Origin of the sequence: Iocasia fonsfrigidae, assembly GCF_017751145.1 — a bacterium.
Classification (GTDB): domain Bacteria; phylum Bacillota; class Halanaerobiia; order Halanaerobiales; family DTU029; genus Iocasia; species Iocasia fonsfrigidae.
Window position 1 is genome coordinate 2631934 of sequence record NZ_CP046640.1, and the last position, 23200, is coordinate 2655133.

Genomic DNA, 23200 nt, shown 5'->3' on the forward strand with positions numbered 1-23200 from the left:
TTAGGTATTGCTGACCTTAGATAGTTCCTAAACTTCTATACTTTTATATCAATTTTTTTATAAACTATGTCCCTATCTTCTATCCCCTGTTGATCGGAAATAAGCTCATTTTTATTATTTTTATCACTATTTTTTATTTCTTGCTTGGATACCTCTTCTAATTGACTTTGCCCTTCTTGAAAAGTATCACCAATTTTTTTATTCAAAATTTGTTTTCTTGATTCTATATCTTGCAACTCCGCCTTCTTTGCTTTCGCTTCTCCCCCTCTACTTTCATCTAATTTTATTTCTGCCTCCAAAACATCGCCTTTTCTATTTAGACTATTTTTTGTATTGTTCATCGTTTTAAGCTTAGAATTTGTAATACTTGCCCCAAGCAAGCCGGACATATCCCTTGAAAGACCATCATCCCCTTGAGTGCTTATAATTGATTGTTCACTATGTTTTTGCTGATTTGTATTTTTCTTTTGATTTAGTTTTTCTCGCTGCTTATTTTGTATCTCTATTTCAATTTCTTGTATTCGCTCTTCTAACTGTTCAACCCTATCCTGTTTTATTTGATCAGCTATATCACTTTTTTTTATTTTTTCTATCTGCTCCTCCAGTTGCATTTTTTGTTTTTCAAGCCGGCTTATAGCATTATTATCAAAATTACCATAGAATGGTTTAAGGACATCATTTATACTAGTGGCAACTGATTTAACACTCATTATAATACCCCCTAGATAATTTTTTTCTATGCAATATTTATGTAAATTATATTTGCAAAACTTAATAACTCCACCACTATACTTCTTTGCAGACCTGATGTCAGGAGCCAGATTGAAAAAACCGGCCAAAACCGTTCAACTTAACTTAGCAACTCTAGCATACTTCTATTTTCTTTCACCTAACCCCTGAGTAATAAACAACTTTTTTGCTCCTACCTCTTCATATTAACCAATGTTTCTAACATCTCATCAGAAGTAGTTATCACCGTGGAATTGGCCTGGTAACCACGCTGAATTTTAATCATATTACTAAACTGTTCAGATATATCAACATTTGAGGCCTCTAAACTACTACTTTTAATTGCTCCTGTACCACCACTCCCGGCAGTACTAATTATTACATCACCAGAGTTAACCGATTCTTGAAAGAGTGTATCCCCAACCTTTAGTAATCCACTTGGATTAGCAAAGTCACCAATAGCCAGTTGGGCAATTATTTTAGAATAACCATTACTGTATGAACCTACCAGCTCACCTGTGTCACTATAAGAAATATCGTTCAAACTACCAGCTGTATAGCCGTCATAAACCGCCGTAAGATCTGTATCATCAGCATGCTGACTCATCTCTGATAAATCCACAGATATAGTCTGAGTACTACTCAAGCCATCTGGTGTAAAGGATAATTCCAGTTCATCACCACTAACCAGCTTGCCGTCATCATCAAATACTAAAGTAATCGTATTACTATCTAATGATACATTTGAAGCATCAGTAAGGTCTACATCACTACTGTTAATCTCCCAGGTATTATCAGCAACCTGATCTGCATAAAGGTATAGTGTATGACTGTTCCCCTGAGAATCATAAACCTCAGCAGTAAGTTTTGCTGTAGAATCAAATTCATAATCAGCAGTAATACTTTCCTTAGTACCTGCAGCATCCTCAAACAAGGCGGTAGTACTTGTATCAAATGAAGCAGTATGATTTGCTATAGTAACTGCAGGACCTGACCCCCCGATACTTAATGTTAAAGCATTACTAAGTAAATCATCACCAGCATCAGTAGTAAAAGAGCTTACTGTCCCATCATTATTTAAGACTATCTCTCCACTAATACTACCTGTAGAAGGGTGATTATTTATTTCAAATACACTACTACTATCACCAGCAGTCAGGGTATATTCCCAGGTGTTGTAAGCACTCCCCTCAGTTAACTCAACACTGATTGTATCTGTATCTCCATTAGTGTCTTTAATATCTATTTCACTTGTTTGTAATTTCAGGATATTTTCCAAAGTAGAATTAATATTACCTGTAAAATTACAATAAGTAGTGGCCGAAGGGTCCATACTCCGATCAAGATAGATATTGCCAGCTTGTATATTTGTATTTATCTTCCCATCTTCATCTGCCTGCCAGCCCTGTACATAATAACCATCATTCCCATATGTAATATTACCCTCTCCATCATATGAAAAAGAACCGGCCCTGGTATAATAATTTTGACTGCCATCACTAACTATAAAATAACCATCACCATCTAAGGCTGCATCTAAAACACCATTACTAGACTCAATAATACCTGATTCCATATTATAATTTGTACTCCCTACTGAAACACCTAAACCAATCTGAATGGCATTACTCCCACCAGTATTATCCTGAGCAGATGTAGCCCCCTGTAACGTCTGACTAAATAATTCCTGAAAGGTTATCGAACTACTCTTATAACCAGTTGTATTTACATTAGAAATATTATTACCGATTACATCCATAGCAGTCTGGTGTGCCTTCAAACCAGATACCGCTGAATACAATGATCGCATCATTTTGACTACCCCCTTATTACTAAAAATCAAAATATTATATGAACTATCAAATTCTTTAAATGAGACCTTTCTTATAACAAAAATTATTTTAGATTATTACATAAATACTATACTATCTATCTCATTAACAACTTTCTTTTTAGTACCGTAATCACTTAAAGCAGTGATTACGGTACTATTTTTTATACTAACTATGTAAGCAATATTATTAACAATAATCAAAGATACCTCTGACCCCTTATTAGCGGCTTTTTCAAAGCCAAGTTGTAATTGTTGTAGGTCTCTTACAGATAAACCGCTGTCAGATATACTCAAGCTATGTAAGGCATTTTTGGAAAACTTCAGGACAGACACCTCATTTAATTGATCAATAAAAAGTTTTTCTCTTGACTCTTCAGCTGTTATTTCATTATTTGACATAAACATATCCACCCTTAATTATTCACCCTCATAAACCATTGTTATATCATCAACACTATATTGTTCTCCATCAATATAAACATAGGTCTTACCGTCTTCAATAGAAATCTTACTTACCTCACCACTAAGTTCACCATCATTTATCTCCACTGTTTTACCAATCAATGAACCCCCATCATATAAACCCTGGTATTGAAGGAATGAACTCATATTATCATTCATAGTTGTCAGCTGTTCCACTGTACTAAACTGGGCCAGTTGTGTAACATACTCAGTGCCCTCCATTGGGTTTAATGGATCCTGATACTGCAACTCTGTAACCAGGAGCTCCAGAAAAGCCTCCTGCCCCAGGGTATTACTATTATCTGAACTGTCAGTTTCAGATGTACTGGTACTAGAACTACTTGTTGAAGAAAAAACAGAAGAAACATCATAATTCGACATCCTCTTCACCCCCTTTTAAAATTAATTTCTTAACCATTCCTCCATTATTTCCGGCCTCTCTATTTTCCATCTCAATCTTATGGTAGATCTCTTCCCGGTGTATTTCGATATTAGCCGGGGCATCTATACCTACTTTAACTCTACCTCCATGTAGTTCTACCACAGTTATTATTATATTTTCATCAATAATTATTTTGTCATCTTCTTTTCTGCTTAAAACAAGCACTTCTGAACCCCCAGTTTAGACTGGACTGAAAAAACAGGATGTCTTACCTGATAGTCTGTATTTTCTAAAACAACTTGTTTACCCAGTCTCTTTTTATAATTTATGACAATAGGGGCAGCTAAATTTACTGTCATATTCATTAATCTCCCCCTGATATTGCAAATAGCCAGCACCAGGATATCTTCTAATGACTTGATAGCTAATCTTTCTTTGACCAAATCACTAATTTCAAACCGGTAATCACCTAATACCTCCCAGGGATTTATAGTGATAAAAGCCAGATTCTCTTCTTCAACTGACTGCATAACTATAAAAGGGCCCTTGTCTTTTGAACACAGAAACACAAATTCCTTTTGATCATTAAAACCAGGAATACCTTGAAAAAAAGTAATTACTTCCTCACTGCCGTTTCTTAAACTGTAATTATTTTTGCATTTTAATTTCATTACAATGCCTCCAATTACAATACATTATTGGCTTAACATTATTAAGTAGAATAATTATATTTGAATTTTTTAAGTAAATAAGTATTATGTTTATGAGGACACAAAATTAACCAATGAAGTCTGTAAGATAGTTGAACTAACAGATAAGGCAGCCTCATATACATATTGTTGCGTGGCATAATTTGTATATGCCGTAGCAAGGTCAATATCTTCATTGTTTGATAATATTTTATTTAAGCTGGTATTTTCGTTCTCTAAGCGTTTTTGGGTAAATTCCAGTCTGTTTTCTTTGGCCCCAACCTCTGCCCTACAGGTATTAATGGTATTGGTAGCCTCAGAGATATTACTTAAAACTGTAGTAGACAATGCCTCAGCATCACCTGCTTCCAGGGCATCTTCTAAAGAATGAAAAGCCTCAAAGGCATCAGCAAAGGCCTCCTGACCATTAATATTGATCTCCAGATTACTACTTGAATTCACCTGGCGGACTATGCTATTATAATCACCCTGATATTCACCATCTTCGTCAAAACTCTCAGTAGTGGTTGCTGTCCCGGAAAACAAATAACTGTCACCCTGTTGGGTATTAGCAATATTTATTAATTCCTTTTCCAGTTCTTCAACCTCAACCAAAATATTTTCCCTCTCATCCTCTGTTAAGGTACCATCATTAGCTGCTTGTACACCAAGATCTTCAAGTTCTTCTAAAATATCACCAGCACTATCAAGGGCATCATCGGTGTCACTAAGCCAGCTGTTACAGGATTCAATATTACTCTGATATTGTTCATTATTACTGATCCAGGAATCCAGTTTCATACTATAAATAAAACCAGATGCATCATCAGAGGGGTTTACAAATAATTTGCCAGAAACAGCCTGTTCATATAGTTCATTTAACTTTTCCGAATTATTATTTAAATTTGCCAAAACCTTATTTGTAATCATACTATTACTGATTCTCACTTACATAACACCTCCTATATTTAAACCATAGCAAGCAAGGCATCAAGCATTTCATTAATAGTGGTCACTACTGTTGAAGCTGCTATATAGGCCTGCTGAAACTTAATAATATTAGTCATCTCTTCATCAAGGGAAACACCTGAAATACTTGCCTGTTCTTCTTCCAGCTGTTCCAGGAGTGCTTCCTGATTATCTAACATCTGCTCTGCTTCTTCCCCCTCCACTCCTATGGAAGCAATAATTGACTCATAATAATCAGTTAAAGATGAACCATTTAAACTCTCTATTTCATTTTCATCAATCACATCAGTTAAAGCCAGGGCATTATTCCCATTCCCCTCACTGGTCCCAAAGGAAATAGTCGCCTCTCCAATACTCTTGATATTAAGTGTAACACCAATTACTGCAGTCAGGTCTATTGTGTCACCCGCCTGGGCTGTCCCACTTGTCAGGGTATTACCATCAGCATCTGTAACTGTATAATCAACCTCACTTGGAATAGTGGTGGATTCAACAATCTCTATCTGATAACCATCTGCCAATAAAGTACAATCACTAATATCAACAGTTGCCACATCTGTATTATCACTATAGGTCCCTTCAAACCTACCGGCAGCAATTTTTTTCACATCATTTTCTATGGTTTCACTGACACTAAGACCCATAGCTGCGTTTTCTTGATTATTAATAACAAAAAAGTCCTCACCACTATCACCGTTTAAATCATATCCTTCTTGATGTACTGCATTAAATTCCTTAGCAAAAGACTCTGCCATCTGATTTATATCATCCAGGAAACCAGCAACTATTTCATCTCGCAGTTCCAACACTCCCGCCAAAGAACCACTATCAACAGAGACCTTTTTACCAGTTAAATCGTAGATTAACTGACTCTCATTCTGACCTGTTTGTTCAACAGTTAAATCATAGGAATTGTCCCTACTGACCAGGAGATTCCCATCTAAGGTGACCTGGAGGTTACCCCGACTATCCTCATAACTCTGCACATCAACATATGTATTGAGTTCCTTTAAGAGCTGGTCTCTTGAATCACGGAGGTCATTTGCTGCCTGACCACTATTTTCTACACTGACTATCTCTTCATTTAAAGCTGCAATCCTACTAGTTAGAGAATTGATTTCCTCTACATTAGTACTAATATCTTCAGTTAAAGAGCTTTGATATTCTAATAAATTTTCACAAATAGCATTAAAGGAATCAGTCACTAATTCAGCAGTCTCTTGAACAGTTTTTCTGACAGATAAATGTTCTGAGTCAGGGGTACTACTTAAATCCTGTAATGCTTCGCAAAAATCATTTAAAACATCATCTAATCCTGACTCTGATGTCGTAGATTCATTAAAAATACTTTCAAGATGGGTTAAGCCTTGTAAAATCTTCTCCCAGTAAGCCTGTCCCTGACTATCCTCATTAATTTGTTGATTAATAAACTCATCTGTAATCCTTTCAATCGCCTCAATGTCAACGCCTGTACCAGTCTGACCAACACTTGTCCCGGTTGCTATACCAGGAGAGGCATAGGCATCACTGGCAGTCAGTACCACCCTCTGTCTGCTGTAACCCTCTGTGTTGGCATTGGAAATATTATGACCTGTTGTCTCCATAGCCTTTTGTTGGGCCTGCAAAGCACTAAGAACAGTGCTTAAACCACTAAATGTACTCGACATAGACTAGCCTCCCTCAATTATATTGTTTTACTGCTTCTATTCTATTGCTAATACCTTAACTCCGCTGATCTAATATATGTTGTGAAACCTTAGTCCCCAGCCCCACCTTTTTATCATATGTCTGATTTGTCGGCTGCAAAATATTTAATAAGATTCCTAAAGAAAACTCATTTAATTTAACTGCTTCTGCTATTAATACCCTGTTTTTTTCATTTCCTTTATGTAAATCTGCAATAACTTTTAACATCTTTTCCTTCATCACAGATAATTCTTTTTGCCATAAATCAGGTAAGGAATCTTTTAACTCAACAAATGTTAAGTCTTCTTTATTTAGCTTGTACATCTCTTTTAATTGAGAAATGATTTCCAAACGGTCTTTTTCCAGGGATTGAATTCCGGCAAGTATTTCCCGGTCTTTTCCCAATAGTTCTGCTAGTTTATCTACATCATTCTTTATTATGGCTTTTTTTTTCTTCAGAACCAGTTGATTAAGGACAACTAAGTACTCATATTCTTCTTCAAGGATCTCAATTAATCTTTCAATTACCTCTTCACCCACTATTCTCACTCCTGCCCCTTCAATCTAAAACTTCTAGCATCTTGCGAGCTATCTGCCTGGAATCAATATGGTATTTACCATTATTTATTGCCTTTTTTATTTCTTCTACCCTATCCCATCTTATATTCGACATTTCTTTTAAACGATTTTTATACTCTTTAATTTCTTCCAAATCTCTAATGTTTTTGTCTTCTGATTTCAAGTGGTGGCAATCCAAGTTAATTCACCCCTTTTATTAATTTTGTATATCAAATTTATACCTGTAAAAGTTTAACGACAAAATTACATATTGTTATCTTTCAATACTTGAATTTTAAAACAATTTTACAATTTATGTTTAATTAACTATCTTTATGTCATAATTATAAATTTAAAATGTCAAATAAATGTAAAATAAATATGTGAAATTGTAAAATTAACCCTTTTTAGTGCTAAAGTATCAGTGTTTTGAATTCTACAAGAAGGAACTCAAATTATTCAGGATTTATTTAACATAAAAAGGAAAAATATACTATAGTAGATAAAAAAAATAGTTCCCCCTGTTGTAATATTACAACAGGGGGAACTATTTTTATATCAAATTAAAAGCTATACCTTAAACCCAGTGATGTAAAATCATTATCTTTAAACTGACCAAAGGTAGTTCCTGCATCACCAGAGAATATTTTATGAGCCAGTTCTAAATGCAAATCATCCTGTAATTTATAATCAAGCTTACCCTCAAGTGAATAATCCTCATCTTCCAGGTTATATATCCAGGTTAATTCTGGAACAACGGTCTCATTCTGGTAACTATCTTCCAGCTTAACAATCAACCTATTTGTTGTATAATCTCCATCGTCATTATATTCCTGGTCACTAATTCCGTTATCCTTGATTTCATTAGTATTCAGGATTTTTTCACCAGTTAATTGTATATTTAGGTTTAAATTACTAATAGCTAAATCTCTATCACCACCAATAACCCAGGCTATCTTATTATTTCTTACTACCGGGTCATTACCAGAGATATCATCTGTCCTAAAATAAGCCAGCTCAAACCTGGTATTAATTGTGCGCCAGACGGTGGCCAGTTCAGCCCCCAGCATATCTACCTCATCATAATGGAGGTCTGCCGCTGTTAACAATTCTTCAAACTTATCACTATCCAGTTGTGCAGAATTACCTACAGCAGACAGTAAAACAGCTTTATCATATGATGGGTCCCTTAAATAGCCGTGATAATACGTAAATCCATAATCTATCCCCTGTCTGCTGTCAGTAAACCGGAGAGCCAATTGATTATTATAATCAGGGAAGGCATCTTCCACCTTATGGATAATCCTGGATTGGCTGTAACCAGTTAAACTGCTTATATCTTCCAGGGAAACTGAGGCAAAGGGATTAATTACCCAGTTACCCAGTTCGCTATCAGAGTCATCGGCCAGTCTGTGAGCCGTAAATTCAGGGGTATAAACAAACTCCAGTAAGGCCTGACCATCCCTGAAATACCGGTCTATCTTGAGCATCTCTTCCCCTAGTTGCCTATCCAGATAATCAGGATTAACAAAATCACTCATATCTTCGGCATTAATCTGATCTACTACATGAACCTTATCCCCTTTGCCCCAGACAAGCCTTTTTTTACCCAGAAGTATTTGATATTCACCAGCATAATATTGGACAAAAGCCTCAGCCAGGTCAAATTCTTTGCGGGCACCAGTAGTATAATCAATTAAAGCCTTCAAATCATAATTATCAGTCTGATAGGCTAGCTCAAGATCAAGGTCAATATTCCCTTGATTATCATCATCATTAAATAATCTATATTCCGGGAACAGCTCCCCTGAATAACTAAACTCTGGTCCCTGTTCTTCTTCTGTAAAAAAACTATCACTCTCAAAGGCCATAATGCTTAAGGAAAAAAACAGAATCAATAGGGCTGTTATTGAGAAATATAGATAAGCTTTTTTAAGCATATTACCACCTTTCCCATCAGATTATTATTTTCCATTTTTCAGAAATTGCTGAGTGAATCTCCTGTCACTAATCTCTTTATTATATTCAAGTAAATAATTACCCTTATTTTGTTTAATATAAAGCTGTGTCTTATGACCACTCTCTAAATCCTCCATAGTTGTAGAGAAAACAGTCCAAATTCCATTAATCTTTTCAATCTTCTCTTCTACTGTCATCAACTTAATTAATTTCCCACTGTCTTTGTCATACATCTCCACTTTCAAGGGAATATAATGTTCTTTACTAATCCAGGAAATAGTCTTCTGGTACTGCTCTTCTTCAGGATCCTTAGGAATGGCCTCAACAACATAGCATTCATACTTTGTCAGTTTTTCTTCTTTAAGTAATTTGTAAGTAAAATCATCTATTTTCCTTGATTCCATATCATCATAAGTAAAATCAGAACCCATAAATGAATCCCCACCCTGGGACGACGAAATCCTCCTTACTCTTTGTAAGGCTGGTAGGTAAATCCACTGGTCATCATCCCTATCTTTATTTTCAATTTGTAGAAAACGGGTGTTTTTTACAGAGGCAGGCTCATGAAATACCATCACCATTTTATTCAGGTCATCTGCTGGGTCACCATATTCCTTGGCCCAGACCTCAATAGTCCTAGGGCTAACCTCTCCCTTTTTATCTATTAAATCCATACCCATTAAGGCATGTTGAGTATCACCGGTTTCTCTCTCATCTGCCTTTTCCATAATTTCTCTACCAGTCAAGGCCGCTGCTGAAAGACTTATACCCAGCACAAAGACCATCAACATCAAGATAATTTTTCTACTCTTTTTAAATCCCATTATTAATCCCTCCTGATTTTTTATTTATGCGTCTTATTTAGAAATAAAAGCCGGTTTAAAGATGTTAAGTAATAGTGGTAAAATTGTCAATGCTGCCAGTGATGAAGTAAACATTGTCAGGGCTATTAATAAACCCAGATAAACCAGTGGATAGAAGTTGGAACAAAGCAGCACTATAAAGCCAGCTGCTACTGATGTAGCATTAAAAATAATGGCCTTACCTGTTGAAATCAAAGTCTTTCTGGTTACCTGATACAGATTACTACTCTTCTGCCTTTCTGAATGATAACGGGCCAGGAAATGTATTGTATAATCAACCCCAATTCCAATAGCAATTGAAGCAACCATAGCTGTCCCTACATCAAGCTTTATTCCTGTATACCCCATCAAGGCAAAATTAATTAATAGTGAAAAAGTCAGAGGAATAATCCCATAAAGTCCTGCCAGAATAGACCTATATGAAATAGCAACAATTATAAAAACTATTATTAAGGAAATCACTATACTCATAGTCTGACTGTGTACAATTAGATTATTAGCTGCCAGGGCCATATCAGCATTACCAGATATCTTTACCTTATATCCCTCTGGAAAATATTCCTGACTATATTTACTTACTTCCTTTTTTACTTTGGCTGCTACCAGGTTACTGGGACTATTAAGCTGTATTAGAATCTGAGCCTTATCTGGTTCTAACTGGTCATTAATCATATCATCAAGACTACCTGAATATAAAAGCAGGTATTGTGAAACTAAATCCTTTAGCCCCTGTTTATCCACAGCAGGATATTTGCTTAAATCATAGGGTATTTCATTATAGGCAGCCCCCTGAAAGTTCATTTCTCTCTTGATAAGTTCAAGCAGTTCTTCTCCATTTAAATTTAGTTTATCTGCCCTCAATAAACTCTTATTTAACAACTCAATGAATTGATATTCACTGATATGTTTTTCCTTATCAGGCCCGGAGTTTATAACAAACTCCTCTTGACTACTTTCCCCAGCAGGAGAAGATTCATGTTCACTGCTGTAAAAACTGGAGGTAGTTTCATCCCCTTTATTATCATTCCCTGCATCAGAATAAAAGCTGGAAATACTTTCAGAATCTGTTTCCATAGATTCACTATAGAAACTGGAAGTACTCTCTTCCTTACTATCTTGACTTCCCCCAGAAAAAAAGCTGCTGGTAGTTTCACTCCCTTCATCAAGGACAGTATCTTCACCCTGCTCTATCTCTTCTTCAGGGTAATGCATAACCCTGTTCATTCTCTTAATAAAATCACTTATGGAAGACACCTTACCAACCTCAGTCATATTCTCCATCAAATATTGCTCCAGTTCATCAATCCCTTTTAATATCTCCGGGTCTGTAAGACTACCCTGACCCTCACCTTCAATCATAACATTCATTAGAGATGTCCCACTAAAATTTTCATTTATAAATTTGTCTGCCTGCCTGATCTCAGTATCTTCCTTAAACATCTCTATAAGAGGGGTATCAATAATAATCCTGCTGATACCTACTAGAGATACAGAGAAAATTATTACAATTAATATCAATAAACTTATTCTCTTCTGAGCATATAACTCATGAAGCCTGGTAATTACTGTTTCAAAATGACCCCTGCTTTGATATTGATCTGCTGAAACCTCTTTACCTTCACCAAATTTTAGTAATAAAAGGGCTGGTATTAATAAAATGGCTACTAAGAATGCTGCAGCAATCCCTATTGCTGTAAATATTCCAAAACTTCTAATCGGTATAATCTGACTACTGGCCAGTGACCCAAAACCCACTACAGTTGTTAAACCAGCCAGAAAAACAGGTTTACCGATCTGTTTTACTGTTCCCAGTACTATCTCCCGGTGTCTTTGGCTAGAAATAATACCCTCTTCTTCTATAAGATCATCATAATAGTGACTTAAGATATGTATTCCATAAGCACTGCCAACTGCAATTAGCAGAACTGGTATTACAGTTGAAACCAGGGTCATATTTACCCCTAACAGGGCCATTAACCCAACAGCCCAGATTGTACTAATAATTACTGTCACCATTGTTAAAATTACCGGAAAAATTTTCCTAAAAAAGAGGAAAAGGGCCACTACTAAAATAATAACAATAAAAGGAAGGAGGTACTTAATATCCTCTATCATCTTATCACCCATCAGGACATTAACCGCTGTAGCCCCGGCAATATAAATTTCAAAATTTTTATAATCAGGGCTATTACTGATCTCTTTAAGCTGATAATATATATGATCCTTTTCTTCATTTCTAAGATTATCCTTTAGACTTACCAATATCTGTGTTGCATTCAGGTCACTATTATAGAGATTATCCCTATAGAGGTCCCAGGATAACAGTTCTTCCTTTAAATTATATATCTGATTATTATCAACTGGAGTTTCTTTAACAAGTTCCTCTACTACCATCCCCTCTGCTGTACCTTCTATATAATCTGCCTTGCTCAATGATGTTACTTCATCTACCCCAGAAATCTCTTCAATTCTATCACTTAATTCTGCAATTAATGATATGTTTTCCCTGGTAAATAACTTATTATCCCTTGCTTTAAGGGCTACTACCATTCTATCATTGCCGCCAAAGATATACTCAATTTCATTATTAGTAATTTTGGAGATATGATTATCTGGTAAGAAAACCTCAATATCATTATTAATTTCTATATTGGGTATCTGCCAGGCAAATAAAAGGGTAATTATTAATATAGTAACTACAATAAGTTTTTCCTGTTTTAATATCCTATCCATTATTCTTCCCCACTTTCCTTCAGGATAAATCATTCTGCGCAAAATTATACATTTTTTTAAGATTTCTCAACATAACTTTAGCCTCATTATCTGGAATATCGCCCATTATAAAATCAAACCAATCCTGATAAACCTTCCTGACTATTAATTTAATCCCCTCTGCCTTTTCACTAAGAAATATTAGGTTTACCCGACCGTCTTCAAGAGACCTTTGACGAAAGAGATAACTCTTCTTTAAAAGACCCTTAACTGCCCGGGAAACTGTAGCCTTATCTACCCCTAGATTAGCAGTTAACACCTCCTGATTTACACCGTCTTTGTCTCTATAAAGATGCATTAGGAGATTAGCCTCACTATGTTTTAAATTGTAGACTTTAAGCTTTTCATCAATAAATTGTTCATGGTGTTTATATAACCTGGAAATCCATTTGCCAATTGGGGCATCAATTAACATTAATTCCACCTCTTTTTAATTGCAGCTGCAACTATCCTATAGCTTATCATAGCAAAATATAGTTGTACTTGCAACTATTATATTTCAATGATTGAGCTGCATTATAGTAATTAATAGTAATTAATGCAACTCTCCTCCCTCAATCTCAAAATTAGTTACACTTGCGAGTTAAACTAATATTTTAGAATGATCATAAGCTACTATAAAGCAACTCATAGATTGACTTTATTTTTAAAATAAAATATAATTAAAATCAATAATTATTTTTATTTAAATTCTTAAAGTCAATTAATTACACAAGATGCTGTTACATAAAAAAAATAAATAGGAGAATACTTTATGGTTAATAGTTTTGCACACTCAGTTTATTATGCACCAAGGGGGAAAGATAGACTCCTTTCTTTAGGAAACAACATCTCTCAATTTTACTTATCTTCTAATGATCAATTAATAGGGTTAATCGGCGATGCTGGAGCTGGTAAATCTTTATTAATTAAAGGAATGTTTCCCGGGTTAATTCTCACAAATGATGATGAAGGAATTAATATGAGACCTCTTCCCATATTTAGCGATTATCAAGATGGTAAACCTAATAGCCATACTTATCATATTGACATGCGATTTGAAACTGCGTTTAAACAACCCTGGCAACTAGCCGAAGCAATTGAATACGCTATAAAAAATGAGCGAAGAGTAATTGTCGAACACTATAATTTACTAGAAGATCATCTCAATATATCACCAGAAATGCTAATTGGAATTGGTGAAGAAGTAATAGTAACAAGACCTGGGGTATTTGGACCTTATTCTAAAGAAATAGCTGACATTGTTTTTAAATCTATAAAATATCGTCGGATGGCACATACTGCTGAGGATTTAACTGCCATGGCAATAGAAAAAAGAGGCTATCCCAGACCTCCATTACATAGTGATGTCAAAAGTGGATTTGTTTTATTATTTGAAGATAAACCTGATTTTTCTATCAAAGAAATCGAACAGGAAGTCAAAGAACATATTAAAAAAAATGAAAAAGTAAGCTATGTTGATGACAAACATATTAAAATAGGAGATTTTAAGTATCTATGTACAGGACCAAGAATACATTTGCATAGAACTGGAGAACTTGAAGGATATAGATTATTACCAGAATTTAAAATTGATACCAAGCAAAATCTCTTTTTACTGACTGGTTTTGTCGGAACAGAACACAGTCAATTTAAATTAAGTACCTTTTAAATATTGTTTATTTCCTCCTTTGAGCAATATGCTTTCACCCCATCTCTATAGAGGTCATTACCATCATTGATTACTGTCTGGCCGCATGACAGTTAAACAGCTACTGGTAATGAGGCTAGCTGCTACAATCTCATCTTTATTTATCTGCCTCATTAAAATCATCTCTTCTCAACATAGTTACCTATGAAATTACTGTTCAAATAATACAAATACATATTATAGAGGAGTAATATATACAATGATTTAGATTACAACTCTACTATAATTATAAAAAAATCACATTTATATCTTCTCCTCTAATTTGAATTGTTTATTTAAAAAACATTCGGTTAAATCTATATCTCAATACTAAGTAAAGGGACATGTTGTTGAGCACCATATACATCCCTTTCACCAGGGGCTCCTGCAGATAATGGCCGTACTATCGTGATTTTCACGGCACGAGCTGGTTCAAAAAAAATTATAGAACTTATTTGGTCCTTTTCTATACCATAGAGTCGACTAATTAAATTTTTATTAATTAACTTGTTTTCTTTAACTCTTTCATAAATTTTTCTATCTTTAAATATTATATCAAAAGTTAATTCATAGGGGCCAGCGTTTTTACTTCTAATTACTTCTGCATACTCAATTATTGGTTTACCCATCATTTTCTCCCCCAACTTTAATAATTTCCAAAGGAAAAGCCTCTACTGGATTATCTATTTCCAGTAAATGATTGATATTAAACTGATATACTTCCCCAGTCTTTATATCAGATGGTGAGTAGGGAAACGCTAAATTACCTGCTGTTGCAATTCTTCCATCATAACCATAATGTAGCATAGCTGAACGAGTAAAACTACAAATGGTATTAGCCAACTCCTGGGTTAATGCTATAGCCTCAATTATTATTCCCAATTCATGGGACAATAGTTTTGATTTTGGTTCAAGATCCCCCATTACTCCATTTTTTCCATAGACTCTGAAAAAAAGTTGATAATCTTCCGCCTTTATATTAGCAAAATTTTCCTTAGCCATTTCTTTAACATCAGCAATAATTGAATCAATTTGCTCTATCATAATAGGGTCCCTAGTACCAGCAATAGAAATCGTTCTATAACCAATCATCTTAGCCCCTTCAAGTTTTATAGTATATTTTTCATTTTTGACAAAGCGGCTGCCCTTTACTTCAACCCGTCTATTGTCTATTTGTTTAAATTTAGTTTCTCTTAAATCTATTATCCCTCCAGGACCTAATAATTCATAGGGATTACTTTTTTCATAAAGGGTATGAGCAGCTACAGAAGTTTCCGTACATTTTCGTTTTTTATTTAAAGGTTCTAATATAAACGAATCTTTACTTAATATCCCTAACATACAATCACTACCACTACCAGGATCAGCAGCAATACTAGCACATTCTAATATTTTCCCCATATGCAGTGATAACCCTTCCGGAAAACCTGCTTTAACTGCCGGTGCCGCAAAAACAGTGGGGTCATATGCCCTTCCTGCTAAAATTACATCTACTTCCCTGTCAAGGGCTTTTATAATTGGTTCTATTCCCATTTGTCCAACAATTCTAGTCGAACTTATGATCTCATTGAGATCTAATGGTGCTACTGGATATAAAGGTTCTATATTACCTCTATTATATTGATCGACTATATAATCTTTATCAAACTCAGCATTAATTAAAGCAACAGTTAAGTTCAGTCCTTCTTTTTGAGCTATTTCTACTACAATATCCTTACACCATTCAAGATGCGGCCTTCCACCTGAACCACCTGCAGTACCAACTAGAACAGGAATATTTAATTCTTTAGCAGCTTTAATCATTATCCTTAAATCCCTTTTTACAGCTTCTCGGTCAGTAAAAGAATTTCCCGAACCCAAATAATAAGGACCCGGATCAGTTGAACCAGCATCAACTGCTATAATATCTGGCTTGTATTTTAAACCTCGATTAAATGATTCTAAAGGAAAACCATATCCTAAAATCGCTGTTGGTGCTAAAACTCTTATTTCTTCCATTATATTTAGACCCCCTGACTATCTTTATATTTTAAAAGAGTTAGAATACGTTGCATTTCATTATAAACAATCATTAAACCTTCATCAACTCCCATGCCTGGTTTAGCAAGAACTTGATTTGGCCTGGTTGCTAAAGCTATATCAGTACAAATCTGGGCAGAACGATCTGTTTCATTACAGGTTCCCCCCTGGTAAGCCCCTATACCATGTTGTTTACAATATAGGACAGCTTCTATTATATTATTTATTCCTCCCAGGTCAGGGGTTTTAATTTGAACCATATCAGCGGCTTCAGCATCAACAAAATCTTTTATATCTTCCAGAGAGTTGCACCATTCATCAGCGACAATTTCCACACTACTATTAGATTCTTTTAAGCTATTTCTTAAAAGCTTTAAACTCTTTATCTGTTCTGTTTTACTGCCTGCATCAACAGGTCCTTCTATCCTTATCTTAAAAGGAGAGGATACTTTTTCTAAATCAAGCAAATAATCTACCATTTCTTCTAAATTATTATTAAATGCTAAACCAATAGTTCCATAAACATCCACATGAAAAATAGGTTCATAGTTTTCATCACCTATCTTTTTAATTCTCTCCTTCAACCATTTAATATAACCCAGTAGTTTTTCACCATGTTTCCCAAGTTTTGCATCAACATTATTTATTAAACCATGAGGTAAAACATCAGCATGTTTAATAATAATTTTATCTGCATTCAAATATCTGTCATCACCAGTCTGACAAAAAATAGGTATCGGTTTTAAAATGCTTTTTAGACCATACTCTTGAAGGACAACTTCTGTTCTGGTACAATATTTTGCCTTAGCAACTGCATCAAGAAGGGCCTGAGTAACACCATATCGAATAGCGGTATGTAGTTTACAGCCATTTTTAGAATAATTATCAACTAATTCTGCCAAGGATTTAAAACTTTTTAAATCCTTACCAATCAATAAATGGGCAATTTCTTTATTAATTATAGAGATAAATTCCTTGGCCAGAAACAAAGGGTCTCTTCCACCTGTTCCAGAATATTGGACAGCAGCACAATCACCATATGCAACTTGGCCATCATCAAGAATAAGCATAATTGAAATTGATTCACCCGCCTGCCTAATATTACTAAAACCAGGGGTTTCAATTTTTCCATAGTATGTTGCACCATCTTCAACTGCATTATTTTTAATCGCTGCCTGGTCATCAAAGAAAAAACCTGTCAACCCTGGGGAAGCAATTACATTTTTAATTTGTTTCATAATTCACCTCAATTTATTATAAATTTAAATTGAAAATCAGGATTACTTAGGTCTTCCCACTAACATACCTTTACTAATAGCATAAATATCATCAACAACCATTTGAAAACTTACATCACGTTCTTCATAAAATCCGCGTTCCTTTAGTTTATCAGCATGAAAATCTTTTATCTTATTATCAAAAGGAAGATTCCCGGTATTAAGAAAGCGAACTGCTCCTTTATTATCACGAGCTGGTAAAATTTTTCCTGAATTATATTGGCTAGGGGCAAAAGGAATATCTAAAACACCGGCCTCAAATGCTCTTACTATACCAACTGCCCAATCACCATCACCCAGTTCCTTAACTTTACTTAAAATAGCAATAGTTTCTTCAATAATTATTTCCCTTTCAATATCCATGTTTTTGGTTTGTTCTATACTCTGGTCTCTAAGCATATTTATAATCTGTCTAGTTGTTTTTAGACCTGAGGCATTTGCTTCTTTTGTTGGTATACCCAGTGCTTCATGAGGCGATTTTACTATAACTTTTGTGGCTTTGCTTAAAGCAGAAGCAGTTGCCCCCCATGATATTACTGCAAAAGCCTTCGCCTCATCCTGTGGAAAACCACCCATCCACTGATGAAACACTGTAGTTATCTCAATATCATCATAACCTTCATCACATATATATTTCTCAGCAAGTTCTTTTAAACTCTGAATAGCTGCAATATCTTGAATAAGATTACCGTTCTGACCATATCCTAAACTCACATATTTAACACCCTGTTTTACTGCTAATAAAGCTTCTAAAATAGCTACACTATGGGATATAGCCGGGGGTACCAATGTTCCAGTAAGGGGGCCAAAAGGTTCACGATTAATTTTTATACCGTGTTCATAATAATATCCAACTAATCTATCAACATATTGCCAGTATTGAATAGTATCTTCTAATGATACTTTCTTAGCATAAGGAATATTATATGATATAGCTCCACCTTCAAAATCTGTAAATCCACCAGCTAATGTTATTTCTGCTAATAATCTAGCATCAGGAGTGCCATGTCGCACTTCTACTGGAGCATCAATAGCTTCAATAATCTTACGACACTCCTTAACCCCATAATTTACAGCAGGAAAACCATTTAACATAGAACGTCGGGTTTCATAGCTTTCTTTAATCCCCTGTTCTGCTTCTTGATATTGATTTTGCCTAGTATAACTATCTATTGTTGTAGGTAAAAGATCAGCTTCCCCTTTTTCCAATAAAAATTTGAGAAGATCAATATGTGCTTCAACCAGAGCTACACCAGCCCTAGGTTGTATTAGGGTTTTATTGTTGTTTTTAGCATCAATTAATTTATTTACCATTATCTTATTCTCTGGCATATTTTTATGGAATTCTACTGCTTCATTAATGTCAACCTCTTTACCAGTTGACCAGCTTTTCAAGACTTCTTGACGTTCTTTAAGAAAAAGTTCTTTATCAATCTTCTTATTCTTAACCTGCATTTAATCCCCCTCCAAACTTAAATTTTTTCTAGATAATTTTTCATGATTTTTATACTTACTTTTGGTTCTAATTCTGCTAATAAACCAGCCGCTGCCATAAGGTATTTTGAATCCTTTAAAATAACAGGACCTATTGGCGCTAACAACTCAGAATTATCCTGATTAGAATATAAAGCACCTTCTAAAATAAAGGCCGGATTTTCATTTTTGACAATTATCCCCCCAGTACCTATAAGATATTTTATTTTAGTTAAATCTTTGCCCTCCTGAATATAACTAGGACCTAGTGGAGTATATACAGTTTTCAAATGCCCTACATGTCTACTGACAGCAATACAACTAGCATTACGACCGAATATATTATCTAATACCCTTTCTTTTTCATTATTCGGTATAAATTCAGTTTCACTTCTACGATGCTTAATCATCTCTTTATATTTATCAGCAGAAATATTATAGCCTTTTTTATTTAGTTCTAATCTGACTTTTTCTTCACCAATAGTCTCTGCTAAAGAGAGAACACTATAACGCATACCTAAATCACCTTCAACTGTCCTTTTGGCATATGGTTCCTCAAGACCACGCCAACTAACACCAGCCTTTTCAGGTTTACCATTAGCAACAGAATGAACATCTGTTGTAGCTCCTCCAATGTCAATTACCATTAATTTCCCTAAACCCTCTTCTTCTTCACAACCGTCAGCTAATACTTCAGCTGCTTTGAGTACCGCTGCCGGTGTAGGCATTATAATACCATCTATAAATTCATTTACTCTATTTAAACCACGAGCATATATAATTTTATCTAAAAATATTTTTCTAATCAGTTCTTGAGTTGGTTTAATATTTAATTCCTCTAGGTTTGGCATTACATTTTCTTTTATATAAAATTCTTTACCAGCTCTCTTAAATATTTTTTTAATCCTTTCACTTGCGACCCTGTTGCCAGCAACAATAATAGCTTGTGATAAAGAACTTTCTGCTATCTTTTGAGCATTATCTATGATAACTTCGGTATTACCTCCATCTGTACCACCTGCTAGCAGAATAATATCTGCCTTTAATTCTATTATCTCAACTATATCTTTTTCTGTTAATTGATAGCTATATGTCTTTAAAACCCTACTTCCAGCCCCCAAAGCCGCCCGTCTAGCTGCTTCAGCTGTAAGTTCAGGTACCAATCCAATAGCAATTATTTTCAAACCACCAGCAGCACTACTACAGGCCAACTTATATTCAGCCCTTTCCCAGCCATTAATATCTTTCAGAGCCTTTTTTAAACCAATATTTATATCAGTTTCAACTGTTGTATAAGCCTGACTATTATTGAGTACTCTTGCCCTATCAATATCAAGTAATGTTGTTTTGGTATAAGTACTACCTATATCAATTAACAAAGCTGTCCTCATTTTTTATCACCTTTAGATAATTTCAGATCCTCTAAAAGATCATTTATTGATACACCGGGAAGTGTTCCAGGTGGATAAACCCTATCAAATCCCATATTTTTAAATAACTTTTCTGTTTCTTGCCAATTTTGCTTACCAATAACCAAATTTCCACCTACATAAATAAGAATATCTCCTATCCCTGCTTCACAACATTTATTACGCAAACCACGGCAATCCATTTCCCCATGCCCATATAAGGATGAAACCCAAATTGCATCTGCTCCTGTCTCAATAGCTGCCTGAACAAATTCTTTTTGTGAAGCCATAACCCCAATATTTATAACCTTAAAATCAGCTTCCCTTAAAGCATATTCTAATATTTGATTACCAATAGCGTGAACATCAGCCCCTATAACCCCGAGTACAACTGTACCCTTTTTACTTATCATTAATCTATGCCCCCTTATACATATCTTACTTAAAAAATATATATCTTATAAGCTTTCCATTATTTGTTCAATACTTTTTTTAACTGCTGCCTCTGGCTCCAAAAAATAACTCGATCAGTAATTTCAATGGGGTGAAACATTGTTATACTCCTTTTTTATGAAATACTTGGTAACCAGGTAATAATAGAAGGGAATAATATTACTAAAAAAACAATTAACATCATAACTAATAAATAAGACCAGATAATTCTATAAGTTCTTGATACTGGTATTTTTGCAATACCACAATTTATACATACTAACAATGATACTGGAGGACTTATAGTCCCTATAAGTGCAGTCATTACCAGTACTACACCTAATTGTATCGGATCTATACCAACAAATGTACCCACTTTATATAAAGGAGCGGCTAACATAACTAATAATGGATTAGTATCTATGGCCATTCCCAAAATAAATACTATAACTGCCATTAAGAAAAGTATTCCAGTTGGATTATTGGTAATTGATAAGATAAAGCCAGTCAATTTTTGAGCAAAAAATTGACGAACAAGAATCTCTGAAAAAACTGTCGTAATAGAAATAATAAGCAAGATAACTGTTGTGGAATATAGAGTACTCTTTAATGCGTCAATAATTTTAACTATCGTAAGTTCACGATAAATCAAACCAGATATAATTAAAGCGGACAGACATGCCAATATACCTGATTCAGTAGGGGTTACTACCCCAAAAACCAGACCTAAAACAATAAACAATGGTACTATCATAGCTGGAGAGCTTTGTATAAAAGAAGTAATAATTTCTTTAAATGAAGCCCTTTTTTGACGATATGGTTGATATCCCCTCTTCATAACCCAGTAATGAGTAATACCCATCAATGCTATACCCAAAATAACTCCTGGGATAGCACCACCAATAAATAAATCTGCTACTGAGGTTTCTGTCAAAATTGCATAGATAATCATCAATACACTAGGAGGAATAATTGGTCCAATACAGGATGATGTTGCAGTAACAACAACACTTAAATCATCATCATACCCATCTTCTTTCATAGCTGGTATTAGTAGTCCTCCGATTGCAGCACTATCTGCTGTAACAGTCCCCTGAACACCAGAAAAAAATATGCTGGCTAAAATATTAACATGGGCAAGCCCTCCTTTTAGGTGTCCAATTAAAGAACTAGAAAAATTAATAATTCTTTTTATTATACTGCCTTTAGATAACAATTCAGCAGCAAGTAGAAAAAATGGGATCGAAGCTAAAGTAACAGAATCTATTCCCTTAAACATTCTACTGGGTAAAATAGTCAAATTAACAAAATCATTATTTATAATAATCCAGATTGCTGAAATCCCAACACTATAGACAATTGGTACCCCAATAAAAATTAAAAACAACATAATTACAAATAATATTGGAATTACTCCCATATTATATCCCCCTTTAAATTAGTTACTATGTTTAAAAAATCAATCACTGTTCTCCGAAACTTTTTTTATTTTTTTAAATATCATTAATATTCTCTCAACAAAAAGCAAGGTAAGACCTATCGGTATTACCAAATATACCATACCCATTTTAAGCCAGGAAATAGAATCTGTACGATAAAGCATGGTAACTGGTATATATTTAAAAGATGACCATATTACTATAATAGCAAAACACAGGGCAAGTACATCAATAAAAATATCAAAATATAATTTCTTTTTCTCATTTAGTTTATTTGGAAAAATATCTACCCTGAAATGAGCATCACCTCTATCGGCAAGGGGCCAGAGCAGAAAAGCAATCCATATAAATGAATATCTAGTAAGTTCTTCCACCCAAATAATAGAACCAGCAATATTAGTATAGCGAAAAAAAATATTTAGAGATTGAAAAAAAATAACACAAACAAATAACATTACAGAAACTATTTCCAATAGACATTTGGAAATTCTATAATATTTTTCAATCCTATTTTCCATAAATATAATACCACCTTTTTCTTAAAGGTCCGGATTTTATAGCCGGACCCTTAATTTTTAT

General features: G+C 34.5%; 23 protein-coding genes. 1 reads left to right on the top strand and 22 read right to left on the bottom strand.

Annotated elements, in window-relative coordinates:
* Positions 1-35 precede the first annotated feature (35 nt).
* The 14 genes from GM661_RS12620 to GM661_RS12685 form a co-directional block, all read right to left on the bottom strand.
* Positions 36-710: a FlxA-like family protein gene (locus GM661_RS12620; protein WP_230867148.1), complete on the bottom strand. Its 675-nt coding sequence runs from the start codon at positions 708-710 to the stop codon at positions 36-38.
* 212 nt (positions 711-922) lie between these two features.
* A complete protein-coding gene (locus GM661_RS12625) occupies positions 923-2542 on the bottom strand; it encodes a flagellar hook protein FlgE (RefSeq protein ID WP_230867149.1) in 1620 nt (539 codons plus the stop codon).
* 96 nt (positions 2543-2638) lie between these two features.
* A complete protein-coding gene (locus GM661_RS12630) occupies positions 2639-2962 on the bottom strand; it encodes a flagellar protein (protein ID WP_230867150.1) in 324 nt (107 codons plus the stop codon).
* An 18-nt stretch (positions 2963-2980) separates the two neighbouring features.
* Positions 2981-3406: a flagellar hook assembly protein FlgD gene (locus GM661_RS12635; protein ID WP_230867151.1), complete on the bottom strand. Its 426-nt coding sequence runs from the start codon at positions 3404-3406 to the stop codon at positions 2981-2983.
* Positions 3393-3632: a carbon storage regulator CsrA gene (gene csrA, locus GM661_RS12640; protein ID WP_230867152.1), complete on the bottom strand. Its 240-nt coding sequence runs from the start codon at positions 3630-3632 to the stop codon at positions 3393-3395. Before csrA ends, GM661_RS12635 begins: the two co-directional genes overlap by 14 nt.
* Positions 3620-4078 carry a flagellar assembly protein FliW gene (gene fliW, locus GM661_RS12645; protein ID WP_230867153.1) on the bottom strand — a complete coding sequence of 153 codons (459 nt, stop codon included), beginning with the start codon at positions 4076-4078 and terminating at the stop codon, positions 3620-3622. The genes csrA and fliW overlap by 13 nt, the downstream gene beginning before the upstream one ends.
* A gap of 90 nt (positions 4079-4168) precedes the next feature.
* Positions 4169-5044: a flagellar hook-associated protein FlgL gene (gene flgL / locus GM661_RS12650; RefSeq protein ID WP_230867154.1), complete on the bottom strand. Its 876-nt coding sequence runs from the start codon at positions 5042-5044 to the stop codon at positions 4169-4171.
* Between the two features lie 20 nt (positions 5045-5064).
* Positions 5065-6732, bottom strand: a complete 1668-nt coding sequence (flgK, locus tag GM661_RS12655; RefSeq protein ID WP_230867155.1) for a flagellar hook-associated protein FlgK — start codon at positions 6730-6732, stop codon at positions 5065-5067.
* Positions 6733-6787: 55 nt separating this feature from the next.
* Complete coding sequence (flgN, locus tag GM661_RS12660; protein WP_230867156.1) at positions 6788-7291, bottom strand: flagellar export chaperone FlgN; 504 nt, start codon at positions 7289-7291, stop codon at positions 6788-6790.
* 19 nt (positions 7292-7310) lie between these two features.
* Entirely contained in the window at positions 7311-7508 is a 198-nt protein-coding gene (gene flgM / locus GM661_RS12665) for a flagellar biosynthesis anti-sigma factor FlgM (protein WP_230867157.1), read from the bottom strand.
* A gap of 364 nt (positions 7509-7872) precedes the next feature.
* Entirely contained in the window at positions 7873-9249 is a 1377-nt protein-coding gene (locus tag GM661_RS12670; RefSeq protein WP_230867158.1) for a hypothetical protein, read from the bottom strand.
* Between the two features lie 24 nt (positions 9250-9273).
* The gene (locus tag GM661_RS12675) at positions 9274-10092 is read right to left on the bottom strand and encodes an outer membrane lipoprotein-sorting protein (RefSeq protein WP_230867159.1); all 819 of its coding nucleotides are present in this window, start codon (positions 10090-10092) and stop codon (positions 9274-9276) included.
* Positions 10093-10125: 33 nt separating this feature from the next.
* Complete coding sequence (locus tag GM661_RS12680) at positions 10126-12864, bottom strand: MMPL family transporter (protein WP_230867160.1); 2739 nt, start codon at positions 12862-12864, stop codon at positions 10126-10128.
* A 19-nt stretch (positions 12865-12883) separates the two neighbouring features.
* Positions 12884-13318, bottom strand: a complete 435-nt coding sequence (locus GM661_RS12685) for a MarR family winged helix-turn-helix transcriptional regulator (protein ID WP_230867161.1) — start codon at positions 13316-13318, stop codon at positions 12884-12886.
* A 339-nt stretch (positions 13319-13657) separates the two neighbouring features.
* Here GM661_RS12685 and GM661_RS12690 point away from each other — a divergent pair, with 339 nt between their 5' ends.
* Positions 13658-14554, top strand: coding sequence for an alanine-tRNA synthetase second additional domain-containing protein (locus GM661_RS12690; protein WP_230867162.1), 897 nt, complete (start codon positions 13658-13660; stop codon positions 14552-14554).
* 335 nt (positions 14555-14889) lie between these two features.
* Here the strand turns inward: GM661_RS12690 and GM661_RS12695 are convergent, their stop codons facing one another.
* The 8 genes from GM661_RS12695 to GM661_RS12730 form a co-directional block, all read right to left on the bottom strand.
* Positions 14890-15201 carry a DUF4387 domain-containing protein gene (locus GM661_RS12695; protein WP_230867163.1) on the bottom strand — a complete coding sequence of 104 codons (312 nt, stop codon included), beginning with the start codon at positions 15199-15201 and terminating at the stop codon, positions 14890-14892.
* On the bottom strand, positions 15194-16570 hold the full coding sequence (locus tag GM661_RS12700) for an acyclic terpene utilization AtuA family protein (protein ID WP_230867164.1): 1377 nt from the start codon (positions 16568-16570) through the stop codon (positions 15194-15196). The genes GM661_RS12695 and GM661_RS12700 overlap by 8 nt, the downstream gene beginning before the upstream one ends.
* A gap of 5 nt (positions 16571-16575) precedes the next feature.
* Positions 16576-17829 carry a methylaspartate ammonia-lyase gene (locus GM661_RS12705; RefSeq protein WP_230867165.1) on the bottom strand — a complete coding sequence of 418 codons (1254 nt, stop codon included), beginning with the start codon at positions 17827-17829 and terminating at the stop codon, positions 16576-16578.
* 42 nt (positions 17830-17871) lie between these two features.
* Positions 17872-19323, bottom strand: coding sequence for a methylaspartate mutase subunit E (locus tag GM661_RS12710; protein ID WP_230867166.1), 1452 nt, complete (start codon positions 19321-19323; stop codon positions 17872-17874).
* 17 nt (positions 19324-19340) lie between these two features.
* Positions 19341-20732 (bottom strand): methylaspartate mutase accessory protein GlmL, encoded by a 1392-nt coding sequence (gene glmL, locus GM661_RS12715; protein WP_230867167.1) that lies wholly within the window; start codon positions 20730-20732, stop codon positions 19341-19343.
* A complete protein-coding gene (gene glmS, locus GM661_RS12720; RefSeq protein WP_230867168.1) occupies positions 20729-21163 on the bottom strand; it encodes a methylaspartate mutase subunit S in 435 nt (144 codons plus the stop codon). The genes glmL and glmS overlap by 4 nt, the downstream gene beginning before the upstream one ends.
* Positions 21164-21318: 155 nt before the next feature.
* Complete coding sequence (locus GM661_RS12725) at positions 21319-22602, bottom strand: TRAP transporter large permease (RefSeq protein WP_230867169.1); 1284 nt, start codon at positions 22600-22602, stop codon at positions 21319-21321.
* A gap of 39 nt (positions 22603-22641) precedes the next feature.
* Entirely contained in the window at positions 22642-23139 is a 498-nt protein-coding gene (locus GM661_RS12730) for a TRAP transporter small permease (RefSeq protein ID WP_230867170.1), read from the bottom strand.
* Positions 23140-23200 lie beyond the last annotated feature (61 nt).